Raw genomic sequence first — 17055 nt, forward strand, 5'->3', positions numbered from 1 at the left:
AGAAAATCTCTGCCTTTTTTCCTATCTTTATGCACAAAATCATATACCCCCACCAGAGAAGTAAGCAACATCAAAAACTTCTCGCTTAAAAATTAATAATTATATTTGTACGACTTGCTTGAACCAGAAAAGTTCTAATTAGATTTGCTGCAGCAATTAAATATTCGCGCACTGAAAAAATCATGTAAAAAATACATTTGGGAACAGAAACTTTACTAAACTTCATTATAATAATATCTATGGACTTAATCCTTAAAATTTTAGGTAGAATAGTATTTCAAATTGACCCATGGGCAGGACAGTTTCATATCATAGCTTCTCTGTGCTATAGTTTCTATTTTTTTCGGGCAACATACCATGTTTGAAACCTTAACCGAACGTTTGACCCGCACCTTTAAAAATCTACGGGGGCAGGGCCGATTAACTGAAGAGAATGTACAACACGCATTGCGTGAGGTCAGGCTTTCACTGCTTGAAGCAGATGTTGCCTTACCTGTTATTAAAGAATTTATTGAGCAAGTAAAACAAAAGGCTTTGGGACAGGAAGTTTTAACTGAATTAAATCCCGATCAAGCCTTCATTAAAATCGTTCATGATGAGTTAATTCATATCATGGGCGATGAACGTGCTGAGCTTAATTTTAAAACCCAACCTCCTGCAGTATTTCTGATGGCTGGATTGCAAGGTTCGGGAAAAACAACCAGTACTGCAAAACTCGCCCGTTATTTAAAAGAATCTGAAAACAAAAAAGTAATGGTAGTCAGCGTCGACGTTTATCGGCCCGCTGCAATTCAACAGCTTAAAGTATTAGCAGAACAAATAGATGTCACTTTCTTCCCAGCAGAAGCAAATGAAGAGCCGCTCGCTATTGCAAAAAAAGCGCTTGATACTGCGAAAAAGCAATATGTGGATGTACTGCTGGTCGATACAGCGGGGCGTTTACATATTGATACCGATATGATGAACGAAATTAAAGGATTACATCAGGCACTTCATCCGATTGAAACCCTATTTGTTGTAGACAGCATGACCGGTCAAGATGCTGCAAATACAGCAAAAGCCTTTCATGAAACGTTACCATTAACGGGGGTCATTCTGACTAAAACCGATGGTGATGCTCGCGGGGGTGCTGCTTTGTCTGTAAGGCAGATTACAGGGAAACCAATCAAATTTATTGGTAGCGGTGAGAAAGTAGAGGCCCTAGAACCATTTCATCCTGAGCGAATTGCGTCAAGAATTCTTGGTATGGGTGATATTCTTACCCTTATCGAAGAAGTCGAACGAAAAGCAGACAAACAAGCTAGTGAAAAACTGGCTAAAAAACTGAAAAAAGGCAAAAGCTTTGATCTGGAAGATTTCAAACAGCAATTGTTGCAAATGAATAATATGGGTGGCATTGCAGGCATGATGAGCAAACTACCTGGTGTCAGCCAAATGATGCCCCAACAGGCAATGAAACAAGTCAGTGATAAAGCCATGGCACAAACTATTGCCATTATTAACTCCATGACGCCCAAAGAACGCCGTATCCCCAAACTGATTGTGGGTTCACGCAAGAAACGTATTGCCTTGGGTTCAGGAACACAAATACAGGATGTGAATAAGTTATTAAAGCAATTTGAACAAATGCAAAAAATGATGAAAAAATTTACCAAACCTGGTGGGATGCAAAAAATGATGCGTGGAATTGGTGGTATGGCTGGGTTAAAAGGCATATTACCCGATGATTTTAAATAATTCGCAAGAATTACTTCACATGCTGAATTAATTTTCGTACAATACACGGCATTTTTACGTAACCACTCTAAAGTAGAGGAAAACAATGGTCGTTATACGTTTATCAAGAGGTGGCGCCAAAAAGCGTCCGTTTTATCATATGGTCGTTACTGACAGCCGCAAACGTCGCGATGGCAGTTACATTGAGCGCATCGGTTATTTTAACCCTATAGCGCGTGGGCAAGAAGTACGTCTGCATATTGATACAGAAAAATTAAGTCACTGGCAAAAAGTGGGCGCACAATTATCCGATCGCGTCAGTGCTTTAATTAAAGAATTTAATAAAAAAGGCGAAGCTGCTTAATAACGTGAATAATCAGGAAAACTGGATAGTAATTGCCCGTTTTGGGCGGCCTCATGGTGTTAAAGGTTTTGTTACGGTTCATTCCTTTACAGAACCTCGTGATAATGTTCTAAAGTATGCAGATTGGCATGCCTTTATTAACAATAAATGGCAACCAATCAAGTTATTGCGTGCTGAGGCACAAAATAAAGCCATCATAGTCCAAATTGAAGGTTATCCTGAACGTGAACACGTAGCGCACCTTACTAATATAGAAATTGCAGTTCAACAGGAACAACTTGAAAAATTAGAACCTGGTGAATATTACTGGCATCAACTTATAGGTATGAATGTGATCAACCAACAAGGTGAACTTTTTGGAAAAGTCATTGAAATAATTCCTACAGGTGCCAATGATGTGCTGGTTGTAGAGGGTAGCAAAAGACATTTAATACCTTATTTACCCAGCAAATTTATATTAGATATTGATACCAAACAGCAAATAATTACTGTTGATTGGGACATGGATTTTTAAGTGGGACTTCATCTTGGAGTGATTAGCTTAATCCCTGAAATACTTAATGCCCTGAATTATGGCATTACAGGAAGAGCAATTGAGCAGGGATTAGTAAAAATTGATCACTGGAATCCCAGAGATTGGTCTTCCAGACCCTACAGGCAGGTTGATGACAAGCCTTATGGGGGAGGTCCAGGAATGGTTATGATGTATGAGCCCTTAAAAGGGGCTATTACGCAGGCACGTAGTCAAATGCCAAGTCATTGTAAAACGATTTATCTAAGTCCTCAGGGAAAGGTAATTCGACAAAATGACTTGAATCAAGTAGTAAATGACAAACAACCCCTGCTTTTTATTTCTGGACGATATGAAGGAATTGATGAGCGTATTCTTCAACATTATGTGGATGAAGAATGGTCTCTTGGAGATTTTGTTTTAAGTGGTGGCGAGCTGGCAGCCACGGTATTTATCGATGCGATTATTCGCTTAATACCAGGTAGCTTAGGGCATCTTGGTTCAGCAGAACAAGATTCATTTATGAATGGTTTACTGGACTGCCCTCATTATACTCGACCAGCAACCGTTGATGGATTAGAGGTGCCATCTGTTTTACTAGGTGGTAATCATAGAGATATAGAACTGTGGCGAAAAAAGCAATCTCTGGGTAAAACCTGGCTTAAACGCCCGGATTTACTTGAAAAAATACAGTTAAGTGAAACAGACAAGCAATTGCTTGCTGAGTTTAAGTATGAACACGGTGATTCCTAGTCCTAAAGGATGAACCAATTTGAGGAGTAGTCCATGACTAATATAATTGACCAACTGAATGCTGAGCAAATGCAAGGCAAGGAAATTCCTGAATTCAATTCTGGTGATACTGTTTTGGTTCAAGTGAAAGTAATTGAAGGCAACCGTGAGCGTTTACAGGCTTTTGAAGGTGTTGTCATAGCGAAGCGTAATCGTGGTTTAAACTCTGCATTCACTGTTCGTAAAATTTCACACGGCGTTGGTGTTGAGCGTGTATTCCAAACTTACAGTCCTATTGTTGACAGTATTACTGTAAAAAGACGTGGTGATGTACGTCGCGCTAAACTTTATTACCTACGTAATTTGGCTGGCCGTGCAGCACGTATCAAAGAAAAATTAACCGTTAAAAAAGCAGATTAATATTTACGTCCTCTCTGCTCCGAATTCAATTGTCCCCGCGTTCGCGGGGATTTATTTTGTAAGCTGTTTTTCAAGTATTGAAGCGCAGCATACACGGAGCGAGCATGGCAGCGCAGAAAATCAGGTTATTTGGAACCAAGAGAGTAGAAATATAACCCCAACCCCTCCTACCCTATCAGTATTAATCCAGAGTCTTCCTAAAAATCAAAGTACCTAAAATTACAATAAGTACTGTAAATAAAATAATTGGCCATACATCGGGCCATAAAATATTAAAATCAGCGCCTTTCAACATAATGTTGCGAGTAATTCTAATAAAATGAGTCAATGGGAGTATTTGACCGAGGTATTGAGCCCAAGTTGGCATGCCACTGAAAGGGAATAAAAAACCCGAAGTCATCACCGCTACTAATATGCACGCACTAATTGCAGCAACTACTTGAAATTGTGTTTTTGCAAATGCTGAGATAACAAGCCCTAAGGACAAATTGCTAATAGCATAAAATGCCATGATGAACAGATAAAGGGGTATACTTCCATAAAATGGAACTGCGAAAACAAAAAAAGAAATCATGAGTAAAATAAATAAAATAAAATAACCCGCAATAAAATGAGGAATTACTTTTCCAAAAATAATATTTGTGGCACTAAGCGGGGTGATTAATAGTGTTTCGAAGGTTCCAATTTCATACTCTGAGGTAATTGACATTGCTGTAAGAAGAGTAAGGGTCGTAAAAATTAATACAGAAATGAGACCAGGCACAATATTATATTGTGAAATGCCTTCAGGATTAAATTTAGCATGAATATCAAATACAAAAGGTGGTTGCTTCGGAGCAAGATAATCTAAAGAGCCACGCAAATCATCTTCAAATACCTTAGAGGGTAGTTCAGATGCAGCACGGAACGCATTGGATATCGAAATTGGATCTGATGCATCTGCTTCAATTAATACATGTGGTTTTTTTCCCCGTATTAAATCCCTTGAAAAATTAGGAGGAATGTTAATCACAAAAAGTCCTTTTCCACTAAGCAATAGTTTATCTGCAGCTTTTTCTGATTGCGCAATAAAATTCAGCGAGAAATAGTCTGTATGTTTAAGACCTTCAAGCAGCGTGCGCGTAAATGAGTTCTCTTCGGAAGAAATCACTGCCGTAGGTAAATGTTTGGGATTCGTATTAATCATGAATCCAAATAAAAGTATTTGCATTACTGGAATTAAGAATAATAATAAAAAAGTTGGAATATTTCGTTTGATCTGAATAAATTCTTTTTTAGCTACCGAAAAAACTCGCCAAAGTTCCATTTTTATCATTTATAATCTCTGTGCACCAAATGTTGCGAGCCAAACAAAAGCATCTTCCAAAGTGGAATCAATTTCATTTCCATGAAAAAATTCATTATTAATGTAAGGTCGTATCGCCTGCGATAATTCTTCGCGATTTTTGCCACTCACGTGCAACGTATTATGAAATCGTAAAACTTGATCTACGCCCTCTGTGGCTTCTAATTGATGTGCCAACATTGCTAAATTGACACCCTTTATGGCCCAAGTAGTCAAATTAACCGTTTTTAAGATTTCTTCAATGGTTCCGGACATCAGAGTACGTCCATAATACATATATGCAATCTTGTCACACTTATCAACTTCATCCAAATTGTGTGAACTCAATAAAATTGTAATCCCTTCCCTTGATAACTGATGCATAAGCTCCCAAAATTCACGCCTGGCTTTAGGATCAATATTTGCTGTAGGTTCATCCAATAATAACAGCAAAGGATCATGCAGCAAAGAAACTGCAAGGGAGAGACGTTGCTTCCAACCTCCTGATAATGTACCTGCAATTTGATGTTTATGCTTGTACAAATCAAATTTGTGCAAATATTTTTCAACTTGGTTTTTTCTATCGAGGACTCCATAGATTTCCGCAAAGAAAAGCATATTTTCGTAAACGGTAAGATCTTTATACAGGCCAAAATTTTGCGACATATAACCAACTAATGTTTTGATCTGTCGTGATTCAGTTAAAATATCAAAGCCAACACATTGACCTACCCCTGAATCAGGAGTAATAAGACCACACAGCATCCTTATTGAAGTAGTTTTTCCTGCTCCATTTGGACCAATAAAACCAAAGATATCACCATATTCCACTTTAAGTTCAAGATCCTTAACTGCATGATTTTTATTAAATCTTTTAGTAAGGTGTCTTACGTCAATGATATAATTGCTTTTATCCATAAAAATCCTATAAAGATTTTGAAAAACGAATCCTATTTGTTTTTTCTAAGTTTAGAAACCATTTTTTGAAAGAATGATGATGGCTCAACAGCGAACAACTTCTTAACCACCTCAGCTTCAATAAGTAATACTTCACTATCATATTTCGCATAGGCACTTTCTTTTCTTCTGATGTTGGTTAAAAATTCACTGTCACCAAACATTTGATTTATCACAACTGTAGTAGAGCTACTCTCTTTTAAATTTAAAAGAACGACTTCACCTTGTAGAAGATAATAACAGGTATCTGCTATATCTCCTTCTTTATACAAACATGTTCCTGCAGGAATCTTAATGTTACGCGCTGTTTTTACCATAGTCTGTATTTTTTCATGGGAAAGATTTTGAAAAGCATGGTGAGCACGAATAAATTGGATCAAAAGGAACTCTTCACTCATTTTTTTTAATTTGGGATATCTTATTTGGGGTTGTTTTAAAAATTGCAGAAAATCATAAAGACTGATTTTAAGTAAATGCATCGGGGTAAGCGCTTTTACTGAAGCAGCATGCAGCCCCGTACTGGATGCAAAACCCTCCGATGATAAGCCAACGATCTTCCCTTCCTTCAACTCAGCAATACGCATTTCCCTATGCTTTCCCAAGGTATGAACCGATCGCGTTACTTCCGCTCTGCCAGAGACAATAAGGTAAATACAATCAATAGGATCTCCATCAACAACAATGGGTCCTACCTCTATAAATTCAGGTTTCGAGTACTTTAGCAACTGATGGGCACTCTGATAATCAAGCAGGCAAAAAAGTGGATGATGTAAAATAAGGTTTTCATAACTTTCTGAATTTTTCTTCATAGATACCCGCACCTTTAAAATTCGGATGTTTTAGCATCATTGTTCGTTAATCTAATGTTCTTCTAAACAGGAGGATTGCTAAAAAAATAATGAATACGGTAAAAAGAATTATTGGCCAAGTATCTGACCATAAAATATCTAACTCAGCCCCTTTTAACATGCTGTTGCGTGTTATTCTTAAAAAATGGGTCAGCGGCATAATTTGGCTGAAATATTGTGCCCAATGAGGTATTCCATTAAATGGGAATAAAAATCCAGAAATTAAAGTCGCAATAAGAATATAAGCATTTGATACACTGACGGCAGTAAATTGTGATTTGGTTAGCGCAGAAATAGCAAGCCCGGTTCCTATATTGGATATTGAATAAGGTGCTAATAACAACAAATAAAGAGGTAAACTACCATAAAAAGGAATCGAAAAAATAAAATAAGCAATCGCCAAGAGCACGAAAAAAAGCAAATAGGCCAAAATAAAATGAGGTATCACTTTTCCAAAAATAATATTTCCAGGCGTTAAAGGGGTAATTAATAAGGTTTCAAAGGTACCTCGCTCAAATTCGGAGTTAATGGATACTGCAGTTAGAACCGTAAATGTTGCAAAAATTAAATAGGCGATTAATCCTGGGATCGTATTATACTGAGGAATATTTTCAGGATTGAATTTAGCGTGAATTTCAAAGTCAAAAGGCATATCTTTAGGAGCAAGGTATTCAAGGGCACCCTGCAAATCATGCTCAAATACTCTTGTAGGAAGTTCAGATGCAGCGCGGAATGCATTGGCCACAGTGAGTGGATCTGAGGCATCTGCTTCAATTAATACATGTGGGTATTTTTCTCGAATGAGATTTCGAGAAAAATTTGGTGGAATATTAATAACAAATAATGAATTACCACTAAGTAACAACCGCTCTGCTGTTTTTTCATCTTTGGCTGCTGTGTCAATTGAAAAATAATGAGTGTTTTTCAATCCCTCCAATAAACTTCGTGTAAAGGGAGTATCTTCTGAAGAAATAATTGTTGTCGGTAAATTTTTCGGATCCGTATTGATGATAAAACCAAATAAAAGAATTTGCATTGCAGGAGCAAACAATAGCCATAAAAAAACTACTCTATCCCTGCGAATTTGGATAAATTCTTTTTTTGCAATAGACCAAACTCGAAGAAACCTATCCTCTATCATTAATTTTCCTTAATCCCGAACATAAAAAACATCCAAATTTAACTCAACATGAAACCAATTCACGAAAAATTATTTTGCTGGTATCAGTTCAATTCCTTTATTTAGTTTCAAACAAGAAAAATTGATTTTGCTGCGCAAGAGCAAGAAGAATTCAGTATATCCTATCTTAATAGTAACCGTACTGACAATTATTGATTCTGACAAAAGCTTATATATTTACCTTTGAGATGAGATACTTTATCGTTTAGATTATTGTCAATTATTATCATTTGATGATAATTTTCTAATCTTACCAATTGGAATGCTTTCATTAATAATGAGATAACATGCAAAAGTTCTTCCCAGGATGGTTGATTGTTTTAATTTTGTGCATACCCCTTATTGCTTGTAAAGAGGAAAAAAACTCGCTGCAAGGATATGTTGATGCAGATTACACCTACATCTCAAGTAATTTTTCAGGAAATCTTATGAGCTTAGATATCACAAAAGGAACTTTAGTTCGCAAGGGGGATCTTTTATTTACGCTGGATTTGCAACCCCAAGAATCCCAGCTTAAAAAAGCCAAAGCAAATCTTATACAAGCTAAAGTTCTCACTGAATTAAAACAATTTACTCTTGACTATCAAAATAATTTATTAAAAAGGTATCAAAAATTAATGGCCTCAGGGGGAGTAAGTCGAGAGCAACTTGAAGAAGTAAAGAATAATTACCGTCATGCCAAAGCCTCATTAATAGCTCAAGAAGCAGTCGTTGAGTCTTCTATGGCGGAGTTAACACAAGCTCAATGGAGTAAGTCAAATAAAAAGATATACTCTTCCATTTCAGGATATATATACGACACCTATTTTACAGTGGGTGAGCTGGTGGGGAAAGAACGCCCTGTTTTATCAATTCTTGCTCCTGAAAATCTCAAAATTATTTTTTATATACCAGAGCCTTTATTAGCAAAACTAAAGTTAAAAAATCAGGTCATGCTCCGTTGTGATGGATGTAGAGAAACTTATCCAGCCACTGTAAGTTATATTTCTTCTAAAACAGAATATACACCCCCTTATATATTTAGCGAAACCTCAAGGACAAAATTTGTTTATCGCGTCGAAGCCAAGCCAGCCATTACAGCAATTAAATATTTACATCCTGGCCAACCTGTTAGTATTTATTTGAATTATGATTCGGCGCGTATTTAAACTGAATGAGAATTACTGTTTCGCTGGTGTATGAATGAAATTTATTTTATAAGAAGACCAAATGCAAAAAATTTCTTTATTTTTATGCACCATACTATTGCTCACAGGCTGTAAGGTTGGGCCTAATTTTCATTCTCCTGAAGCACCAAAGACGACTCGTTATAACAATGGTCCAATAATCAAAAAAACAGCGCGCGCCACCAATCCCGCAGGAAAATCGCAGCACTTGCATTACAATCGTGATATATCCAATGCCTGGTGGGCTCTTTTTCATTCTCAAGAATTAAACGCTCTTATCGAACAAGGGTTAAGAAACAATCCTACAGTGGAGATGAGTAAAGCAAATATACGAAAGGCTCAAGCCAATTTACGTGTTGTTGCGGGCCCTAAATTGTTCCCTACCGCCGAGACTCAATTTTTTGGCAGTCGTGAAAGAAATACTTTGCTTGCTACAGGAATAAATCTTACGCCTCTTCCTGGGCAAAAACTTCCATTTTCCATTAAGAATCAATTTGATCTTTATAATGCGTCAGTTAATGTATCTTATAATTTAGACTTATTGGGAGGTAATAAACGGCAAGTAGAGGCTTTGCGTGCTGCGATTGATTATGAACGCTTTGAATTAGAAGCAGCTTATTTAACTTTAACAGCAAATATAGTTACCACGAGTATCACCATAGCATCGCTACACGATCAGTTAAAAACGACACAAGCCCTCATCAACTGTCAAAAAAAATTATTGAGCATGACGCTAAATAATTATAATTTAGGACATATTTCCCGGCTTGATGTGTTAAACCGTGAAAATCGCCTTAAAAAAACTATAGCAACGTTACCACCCATTAAAAGTAATTTAGCCCAAAAATACAATGCTCTTGCTGTACTTGTTGGATCATTACCTAGCGAGAATCATCTGGCTCATTTTAATCTGCGAAGTTTTCACTTACCTACAGAATTACCAGTAAGCCTCCCCTCTCAACTTGTAAAGCAACGGCCTGATATACGTAGTGCCGAATCGATATTGCATAAAGCAAGTGCAGAGATAGGTGTTGCAACAGCAGACCTATTCCCTAAATTTAATATATTGGGTAATTACGGATGGTTCTCCACCACATTGAGTACCTTATTTAATCCTATGAATAATGTATGGAATTATGGGGGGCAAATCGCACAAACCTTACTTAAAGGGGGTGCTTTACGTGCAAAAAGAAAAATGGCAATTGCAGAATATGAATACGCGTCCGCCAGATATAAAAAAATTATGCTTGACGCATTTCTTGACGTAGCAGATGTGTTACATGCACTTGAATTTGATGCAGAGCTCCTGCAAGCGCAAGTAGCTGCAGAACAAAATACGCAAGCGCGATTAAATCTCATCACCAATCAATATCAACTTGGTAAAACAAATTATATATCCGTTTTAAGTGCGAAGGAGGCTTATTTGCACGCTCATTTAAATGTAATTCAAGCAGAAACAGCACGTTATAATGATACTGCAGCGCTGTTTCAGTCCTTGGGAGGCGGATGGTGGAATACCCCGCACCAAGTTAATGTGTAATTTGCTTCTCTCGTTACGCTATGTACATATAAAAAACATTTACCACATCAAAAAGCAATTTCTTATTATTAATCTATAATTTTAAATTATAGTTTTTTCGTTTCCTTTTAACCGGCAGTATTATTCATAGGTTAGTAAATGAAACCCATTGCTTGGATTACAGGCGCTGCTTCCGGCATAGGTGAAGCGGTAGCCAAAGAAATGTTTTCTCGCGGTTATCAGCTTATTCTTTCTGACTGTAATCAAACAGCCTTGAAACAGGTAGCTTCCGGTATTCAAGCTGATATTTTTGTGTTGGACGTAAGAAAAAGAAATCAAAATTTAAAAGTAGGAATGAAAATACAAGAAAAATACGGTTATGTTGATGTTGTTTTTCTTAATGCAGGTAAATATGAAGCGGTTGATGTTAAAAATTTTGATAGTATGGTCGTTGAAGAAATTATACAAACCAATTTCTTAAGTATGATTTATGGTGTTGAGGCCGCCCTTCCTCTTTTACGAGCAAGTAAACGCCCACATCTTGTGGGCATGAGTAGCGCCATGTCCAATATTTGTTTGCCAAGAGCAGAAGCTTATGGAGCAAGTAAAGCTGCGGTTCGTAGTTTTTTTCAAGGATTAAGAATTGAATTGGCAAAGGAAAAAATCACCGTCTCAACGATCTTGCCTACCTTTATAAAAACCCCACTAACAGAAAAGCTTAAAATTCCCCAGTTCTTTCTTTACAATACAACAAAAGCTGCTAAAAAAATCTTAAATGGGATTGAACGAAAAAAAGCAGAAATCAAAATCCCCCCACTACTGGTCAATGTCACCAATTTATTGAAATATCTCCCTGATAAGTTCATTTTGTTCTTAATTAATCAGCTTAGTTGACGTGAACTAGTAGAAGAACCAGCGAGTTCTAAAGTAAAACCTCTTTTTTTCTTCGACCTTCTCTTTATAAGAACAAATGACACCATTCTTCCTTTAATTGTTTAAAAAATAAACTATACTTAAAAATTATAATTTAAAGTGGAGGGTACATGTGGAAAAACATGGGTAGTAACTACTGGATATATGTCATTTATAAAGTTTATCTCAAGAGTGCCTAGGAAGGGGATTTCTTGAATTATTTAGGTACTGTCAAAAGTTATACGTTGTATAAGGTGTTTGTCATGAAAAAATCTAATTCAGCTCTAATTGAATCAATTATTCTCTCAATTATTGTATTAGGGAGTACGTGGACGTTGGCCATAATATATCCCTCATTGAGAGAAGGTCTTTTAGGAGTAAATTGGTTATATATTGCAATCTTCTTTTTACTTTCCTTACATTTAACTGCGATTATCACGACGATTTACTTACATCGAGGAGAGTCACACAGGGCAGTAAAATTTCATCCTTGTGTAACCCATTTTTTCAGATTTTGGATGTGGTTAACGACAGGCATATCAAGAAGAAAATGGGTAGCAACTCATCATCTTCATCATAAATACACTGATACGGCAAAGGATCCACACTCACCTGTTACTTTTGGACTCAAAAATATGTTTTTTTATGGCATAGAAATTACTCATTTATCAAGGAGTGATGAAATGGTGCGTCACTTCAAAGACATTCGTAATAATGACTTTTTAGAGAAACACTTATATGAAAAACACGCAAAGAAAGGCCCATTTGTTTATTTCTTCCTGGAGTTTCTAGCCATAGGCATCTGGGCTGTACCAGTATGGAGTGCTCAATTAATTATGGAGACATTAATTGCAACATTTTATGTTAATGGCATCGCTCATAGTAAAGGCTATACTAATTTTGAAGTGAATAATGCCTCCAAAAATGTTACTCGCTGGGGTGTCTTTGCTTGCGGTGAAGAGTTGCATAATAATCACCATGCCAATCCTACAAGCGCCTGCTTTTCTTTTAGAAATGATGAATTTGATCTTGGTTGGTTTTATATCAAGAAACTCGAAGCCCTTAATCTTGCAACAGTACGGGTACGAAAAGAATAGATAATTCAAGCGCAACTGAAACAGTATCGATGTGATGATTATTAAAAACATCACATCGAGAACATTCATAGTGATGAAGCATGGAGAATGATTCTAGACCTTATAAATTACGAGGTGAATCGGTCTTTATAAATAAGCTGTTTAACCAGGCCTGGCTATTCTTTATTTGACCGCATCAAACGTTTTCATTAGTTGTTTTTTTGAGCGGGTAACTTACCCTTTTTTAATTCCAAGGGAACCTTGTTCATTTCATAAATAACGTTAATCTTTTCTAAGAAGCATAATAAATAATAAGTTATATCTATTTGCCACCAACGAAACCCTTGACTGGCAGATCGTGGATAATAGTGATGGTTATTGTGCCATCCCTCACCCATAGTAAGTAAAGCAAGAAAAAAGTTATTACGGCTCTTATCTTCCGTTTGAAATGTTTGTGTACCCCATACGTGCGAGATGGAATTAATAGAAAAAGTAACATGAAATAGTGCAACAGTTGAAATAAAAAAGCCCCAAATCACTAACTGCATTCCACTAGTATGCAGGTCTGGATAATAATTTTCTAATAAAGTTCCTACAGCAAACAGGATTAATATCAAACAAATAGGCACAATATTATCATGTCGATTTAACCAAAGTAATTCTGGATATTTCGCAAAATCCCGTACTGATTCATAATCCGTTTTAAAATTATCTGAATAAAAAATCCATCCAACATGGCTCCATAATAAACCGTGTTGGATTGGAGAATGCGGATCTTGTTGTTCCTCTGTATAGCGATGGTGAAGACGATGATGCCCTGCCCACCAAAGCGGGCCGCGTTGAGAAGCGGAATTACCTAATACGGCAAAAATAAATTGCCAAAAGCGGTTCATTTTAAAAGTCTTATGTGAAAAATAACGATGATAAAAACCTGTAATAGCAAACATTCTGAGATAGAAAAGGAATATCGCAGTAAAAACCGCGGTGAAACTCCATCCAACCCAAAAAACGGCCAAACAACTTAAATGGACCAGTATAAAAATAAAAACTCGAGCCCAATGGATTGTTCCTTGCTTTAAATTTTTTTCTTTTAAACTGGTATCAAACCATCCCTGTATGGAAAGCATTACTGATTTGAAGTTCATTTTTACCTCTTCGAAACACATGAAAACAACAACTTGTGAATATCAAGTCGGTAAGAGTCAGTATATCTAGTCAGAATGAGTGGATTCACATACATTCCATGAAACAATGGAAACGTGGTTTACATCCAAAACAACTCCCAACACTACACAACGCCCCGCATCTTATCTTTTCAGATATAGAGATACGTGCTTTTAAGTGTAGCAGAAATGAACAAAACGGTATTAAATACCAAACGATGGGACTAAAAAATTACCAAATTTTAACTAAATTTTTATAAATCCCTTCTTGGACGATTTATTTTTTTAGCTCAGGACTAGTTGCGTCAATTGAATTAGAAGTTACAGTTGCACCGGAAATTAATTCACCAATTGATTTTTCACGTAAAACAATACTAAAAAAACTAATTCCTATTCCAGCCACCCACCTCCAAGTATGTACCAGAGTTGAAGGAGGGGAAATTTCATCCAAACGTTCCATCTCTCCTTTACCAGGATGCAATTCACGAAGTGAGTTCACATACGTAGCAATTACCTCCATTACCTCTGGTGTCAATTCAGTTTGTTCATATAAATAACCAAGAAAACGTCTGGCCATACTTAATCGCGTAGGATACAGCTCATCGTCTTTTAGTTTGATGCGTTCTAAGTGCAAAATATAATCCTCAAGAAGATATCTCGGTCTCGTAATGGCATCAACTTTTTGAAAAACATCCATTACGTCCCTTGCATCGACATGTTCTACCCATTGATAAAATTGGGTTTGCATCCCTTCTAATCGCTCCTTATAAGTAAATGCATTCAGCTCGCCAAGTTTTTCTTCAATTAACTGCTTTACTGTATTCCGTGTTACTTTTTTTTCTGGAGACAAGGTCACTTCTACACCAAATCTCTGAAAAACCATGCAGACAAACAACGCAATGGTAATTGCTTTGAAAGAATAATCTAATTTTCCTTGCAAAGGCCTGGACTCTGAATCAAATACTGCTTGTAAGACCGCTAATTTTTTTGCATCTTCTTCTAAATAACCATTGTTTAACCATTCAAAAATCAAAAAATTTACTGTGTCATCTGCGTCCTTGAGCTCATGAGTATGGGTAATAAAATCAGTCCATCCTAAAAATTGAAGATATTTACCTTCACGCAGAGCTTGAATGTATTCAAAACTGGAAGAGAGCATAACGATCCTTTTAATGCTTTTTTTGAATCTTATCCTATACTTAAAAAACATAAACATGCAAATGGTGCACACTATGAAAAGGAAATGGTATGTTACTTTTGCTGTATCTCTTTTACCCTTTAATTTAGCTTTCGCAAATTGCGATTTAACCCAATTTCGTTGGGAATGTGATTTACCGGTACAAGTTAAGCCCAAACCTGGAGCCACATCACTCGTATATTGTGGTAACTCCTACGGCTACATTACAAAACAAGAGTACGATATACTGGCTCGATATCAACGTGCCAATGTTAATATGGTTTTGGATATTAATGGCGAATATATAGACAGTCCTTGTATCGGGGCGCAGAGATAGTACAATAGCTTTGATTTGACTCCCTTAGTAACTTTTTGGGAGGCATCACAGCCTGGGCGCAGCGCAGCGAAGCCTGGGTTTTTATGAAACTTAGCTATCGGGATTCTGCTGCGCTGCGCCCAGGCTAGAAGTAGATTAATGAGATGATCATTGAGTTCGATGGTATTCCCATAGAAATATTAAGAAAAAAAATCAAAAATATGCACTTACGCATTTATCCCCCTGATGGTTTAGTTAAGGTAAGCGCTCCTCTTCGATTCAGTGAACAACTTATCAGACAAAGTCTTGAATCTAAAAGTGCATGGATTCATCAACAAAGAGAACGGATTCGTAATCGCCCTGTTGAAGAAGATTGCCCCTTTAAAATGGGATCTACTGTAGCATTCCAGGGGAAAAAGTATTTATTAATCATTGAAGAACATCACGGTCCTACACAAATTAAAATCAATAATGAATTGATGTATTGTTATACTCAACCAAATAGTTCACCTGCTCAGATACAAACCATTCTTGAGCGTTGGTACAAACAACAAATGCAGGCATTATTGCCTGAGCTCATTCAACACTGGGAAGCGGTTATCGGGGTCAAAGTAGCTGAATGGGGAATAAGAAAAATGAAAACACGTTGGGGCTCATGTAATACTAAAGCTGCACGTATTTGGCTAAATCTCAACTTAATCAAAAAATCTTCTATTTGTCTTGAGTATGTTCTTGTTCATGAATTAATCCATTTATTAGAACCAAGTCATAATAAACGTTTTTATGGGTTAATGAGTAAATTTATGCCACAATGGCGCGAATATGAATATCAACTTGAAGGACGTGTGCTTTGATTAGATTTCTTTCCAAACTTGCTGAGGGGAGTGAAGTGCGAGAAGACACAGAGCGGAGAACCGGAGTGTACACGCAGTCACATGAGAACTCGAGCACTGCATCGATGAAGCAATTTACCCCCTCAGTAGAGTTTGGAAAGAGATCCATTGATTCGGAACAACTTATTCATGAGCTTTGTAACCAAGGATTCTATATTATTGATGGTTTTCTTGAATCATCTCAATGCCAATCATTACAGGCAATGGCCTGCGAATTGTATGAACAAGGATTGTTTCGAGGTGCTAAAATAGGCCTTAAACTTGAATCGCATCAAAATGAAGTCATTCGCACTGATGAAATTTTTTGGTTGGATGAAAAAGAAACACATCCGGCAATACAAATCTTTTTAGAACGAATACAGCAGTTAGCTCAAATATTAAATCAGTCACTTTTTTTGGGTTTGCATGAATTTGAAACGCACTTCGCCGCATATCAACCTGGTACTTTTTACAAAAAACATATCGACCAATTCGCTATGCAAAAGACACGGAAAATTTCCTGTGTATATTATTTAAATAAGCACTGGAAAGCTGAATTTGGAGGAGAATTAAAACTTTATAATTCCCAAGATCAGTTAATTGAAAACGTTTTGCCATTAGAAAATCGTTTCATTTGCTTTAATAGTGAATTACCCCATGAAGTGTGTATCACGCATCAGCCTCGATACAGTATTACCGGATGGATGAAAACTCATTCTCATTTTTTGCTGAATCGAGGTGAGTTTTCCAATTTAAACGGAGCGAATTAATGTCATTATTGTGTATAATAATATTTTTTATT

18 protein-coding genes are annotated in these 17055 nt (G+C 36.7%); 12 read left to right on the forward strand and 6 right to left on the reverse strand.

Features of this window, described 5'->3' with window-relative positions; genetic code table 11:
* Positions 1-357 precede the first annotated feature (357 nt).
* The 5 genes from ffh (at position 358) to rplS (ending at position 3743) form a co-directional block, all read left to right on the forward strand.
* Entirely contained in the window at positions 358-1737 is a 1380-nt protein-coding gene (ffh, locus tag A8O27_RS07430) for a signal recognition particle protein (protein WP_058458734.1), read from the forward strand.
* An 85-nt stretch (positions 1738-1822) separates the two neighbouring features.
* Positions 1823-2080, forward strand: coding sequence for a 30S ribosomal protein S16 (rpsP, locus tag A8O27_RS07435; protein ID WP_058458735.1), 258 nt, complete (start codon positions 1823-1825; stop codon positions 2078-2080).
* Positions 2081-2084: 4 nt separating this feature from the next.
* The gene (gene rimM / locus A8O27_RS07440) at positions 2085-2594 is read left to right on the forward strand and encodes a ribosome maturation factor RimM (protein ID WP_058458736.1); all 510 of its coding nucleotides are present in this window, start codon (positions 2085-2087) and stop codon (positions 2592-2594) included.
* A complete protein-coding gene (trmD, locus tag A8O27_RS07445) occupies positions 2595-3344 on the forward strand; it encodes a tRNA (guanosine(37)-N1)-methyltransferase TrmD (RefSeq protein WP_058458737.1) in 750 nt (249 codons plus the stop codon).
* Positions 3345-3377: 33 nt separating this feature from the next.
* Complete coding sequence (gene rplS / locus A8O27_RS07450) at positions 3378-3743, forward strand: 50S ribosomal protein L19 (RefSeq protein ID WP_058458738.1); 366 nt, start codon at positions 3378-3380, stop codon at positions 3741-3743.
* Between the two features lie 181 nt (positions 3744-3924).
* Here rplS and A8O27_RS07455 read toward each other — a convergent pair whose 3' ends face one another.
* The 4 genes from A8O27_RS07455 to A8O27_RS07470 are packed head-to-tail and all read right to left on the reverse strand — an operon-like array spanning position 3925 to position 8013.
* On the reverse strand, positions 3925-5058 hold the full coding sequence (locus A8O27_RS07455; protein WP_058458739.1) for an ABC transporter permease: 1134 nt from the start codon (positions 5056-5058) through the stop codon (positions 3925-3927).
* Entirely contained in the window at positions 5059-5985 is a 927-nt protein-coding gene (locus A8O27_RS07460) for an ABC transporter ATP-binding protein (protein WP_058458740.1), read from the reverse strand. It lies immediately after the preceding gene.
* Between the two features lie 32 nt (positions 5986-6017).
* Positions 6018-6833, reverse strand: coding sequence for a cyclic nucleotide-binding domain-containing protein (locus A8O27_RS07465; RefSeq protein ID WP_058458741.1), 816 nt, complete (start codon positions 6831-6833; stop codon positions 6018-6020).
* Between the two features lie 46 nt (positions 6834-6879).
* Positions 6880-8013, reverse strand: coding sequence for an ABC transporter permease (locus A8O27_RS07470; protein WP_058458742.1), 1134 nt, complete (start codon positions 8011-8013; stop codon positions 6880-6882).
* Positions 8014-8339: 326 nt separating this feature from the next.
* Here A8O27_RS07470 and A8O27_RS07475 point away from each other — a divergent pair, with 326 nt between their 5' ends.
* The 4 genes from A8O27_RS07475 to A8O27_RS07490 all read left to right on the forward strand — a co-directional run bounded on the left by A8O27_RS07475 (position 8340) and on the right by A8O27_RS07490 (position 12746).
* Complete coding sequence (locus A8O27_RS07475; RefSeq protein WP_058458743.1) at positions 8340-9200, forward strand: HlyD family secretion protein; 861 nt, start codon at positions 8340-8342, stop codon at positions 9198-9200.
* Positions 9201-9261: 61 nt separating this feature from the next.
* The gene (locus A8O27_RS07480) at positions 9262-10758 is read left to right on the forward strand and encodes an efflux transporter outer membrane subunit (RefSeq protein WP_058458744.1); all 1497 of its coding nucleotides are present in this window, start codon (positions 9262-9264) and stop codon (positions 10756-10758) included.
* A gap of 138 nt (positions 10759-10896) precedes the next feature.
* Positions 10897-11631 carry an SDR family NAD(P)-dependent oxidoreductase gene (locus A8O27_RS07485; RefSeq protein ID WP_058458745.1) on the forward strand — a complete coding sequence of 245 codons (735 nt, stop codon included), beginning with the start codon at positions 10897-10899 and terminating at the stop codon, positions 11629-11631.
* A 281-nt stretch (positions 11632-11912) separates the two neighbouring features.
* Positions 11913-12746: an acyl-CoA desaturase gene (locus A8O27_RS07490; RefSeq protein ID WP_058458746.1), complete on the forward strand. Its 834-nt coding sequence runs from the start codon at positions 11913-11915 to the stop codon at positions 12744-12746.
* A 188-nt stretch (positions 12747-12934) separates the two neighbouring features.
* On the opposite strand, the gene A8O27_RS07495 is transcribed toward A8O27_RS07490, so the two are convergent.
* The gene (locus A8O27_RS07495; protein ID WP_058458747.1) at positions 12935-13870 is read right to left on the reverse strand and encodes an acyl-CoA desaturase; all 936 of its coding nucleotides are present in this window, start codon (positions 13868-13870) and stop codon (positions 12935-12937) included.
* 295 nt (positions 13871-14165) lie between these two features.
* Complete coding sequence (locus A8O27_RS07505; RefSeq protein ID WP_058458749.1) at positions 14166-15047, reverse strand: helical bundle domain-containing protein; 882 nt, start codon at positions 15045-15047, stop codon at positions 14166-14168.
* A 73-nt stretch (positions 15048-15120) separates the two neighbouring features.
* Here A8O27_RS07505 and A8O27_RS07510 point away from each other — a divergent pair, with 73 nt between their 5' ends.
* The 3 genes from A8O27_RS07510 (at position 15121) to A8O27_RS07520 (ending at position 17023) form a co-directional block, all read left to right on the forward strand.
* Positions 15121-15402, forward strand: a complete 282-nt coding sequence (locus tag A8O27_RS07510) for a hypothetical protein (RefSeq protein ID WP_058458750.1) — start codon at positions 15121-15123, stop codon at positions 15400-15402.
* 143 nt (positions 15403-15545) lie between these two features.
* Entirely contained in the window at positions 15546-16235 is a 690-nt protein-coding gene (locus A8O27_RS07515) for a M48 family metallopeptidase (RefSeq protein WP_058458751.1), read from the forward strand.
* Between the two features lie 104 nt (positions 16236-16339).
* The gene (locus A8O27_RS07520; RefSeq protein WP_058458813.1) at positions 16340-17023 is read left to right on the forward strand and encodes a 2OG-Fe(II) oxygenase; all 684 of its coding nucleotides are present in this window, start codon (positions 16340-16342) and stop codon (positions 17021-17023) included.
* Positions 17024-17055: the final 32 nt, after the last annotated feature.

It is taken from the genome of Legionella bozemanae (genome assembly GCF_001648595.1).
In the GTDB taxonomy this organism is placed as follows: Bacteria; Pseudomonadota; Gammaproteobacteria; order Legionellales; family Legionellaceae; genus Legionella; species Legionella bozemanae.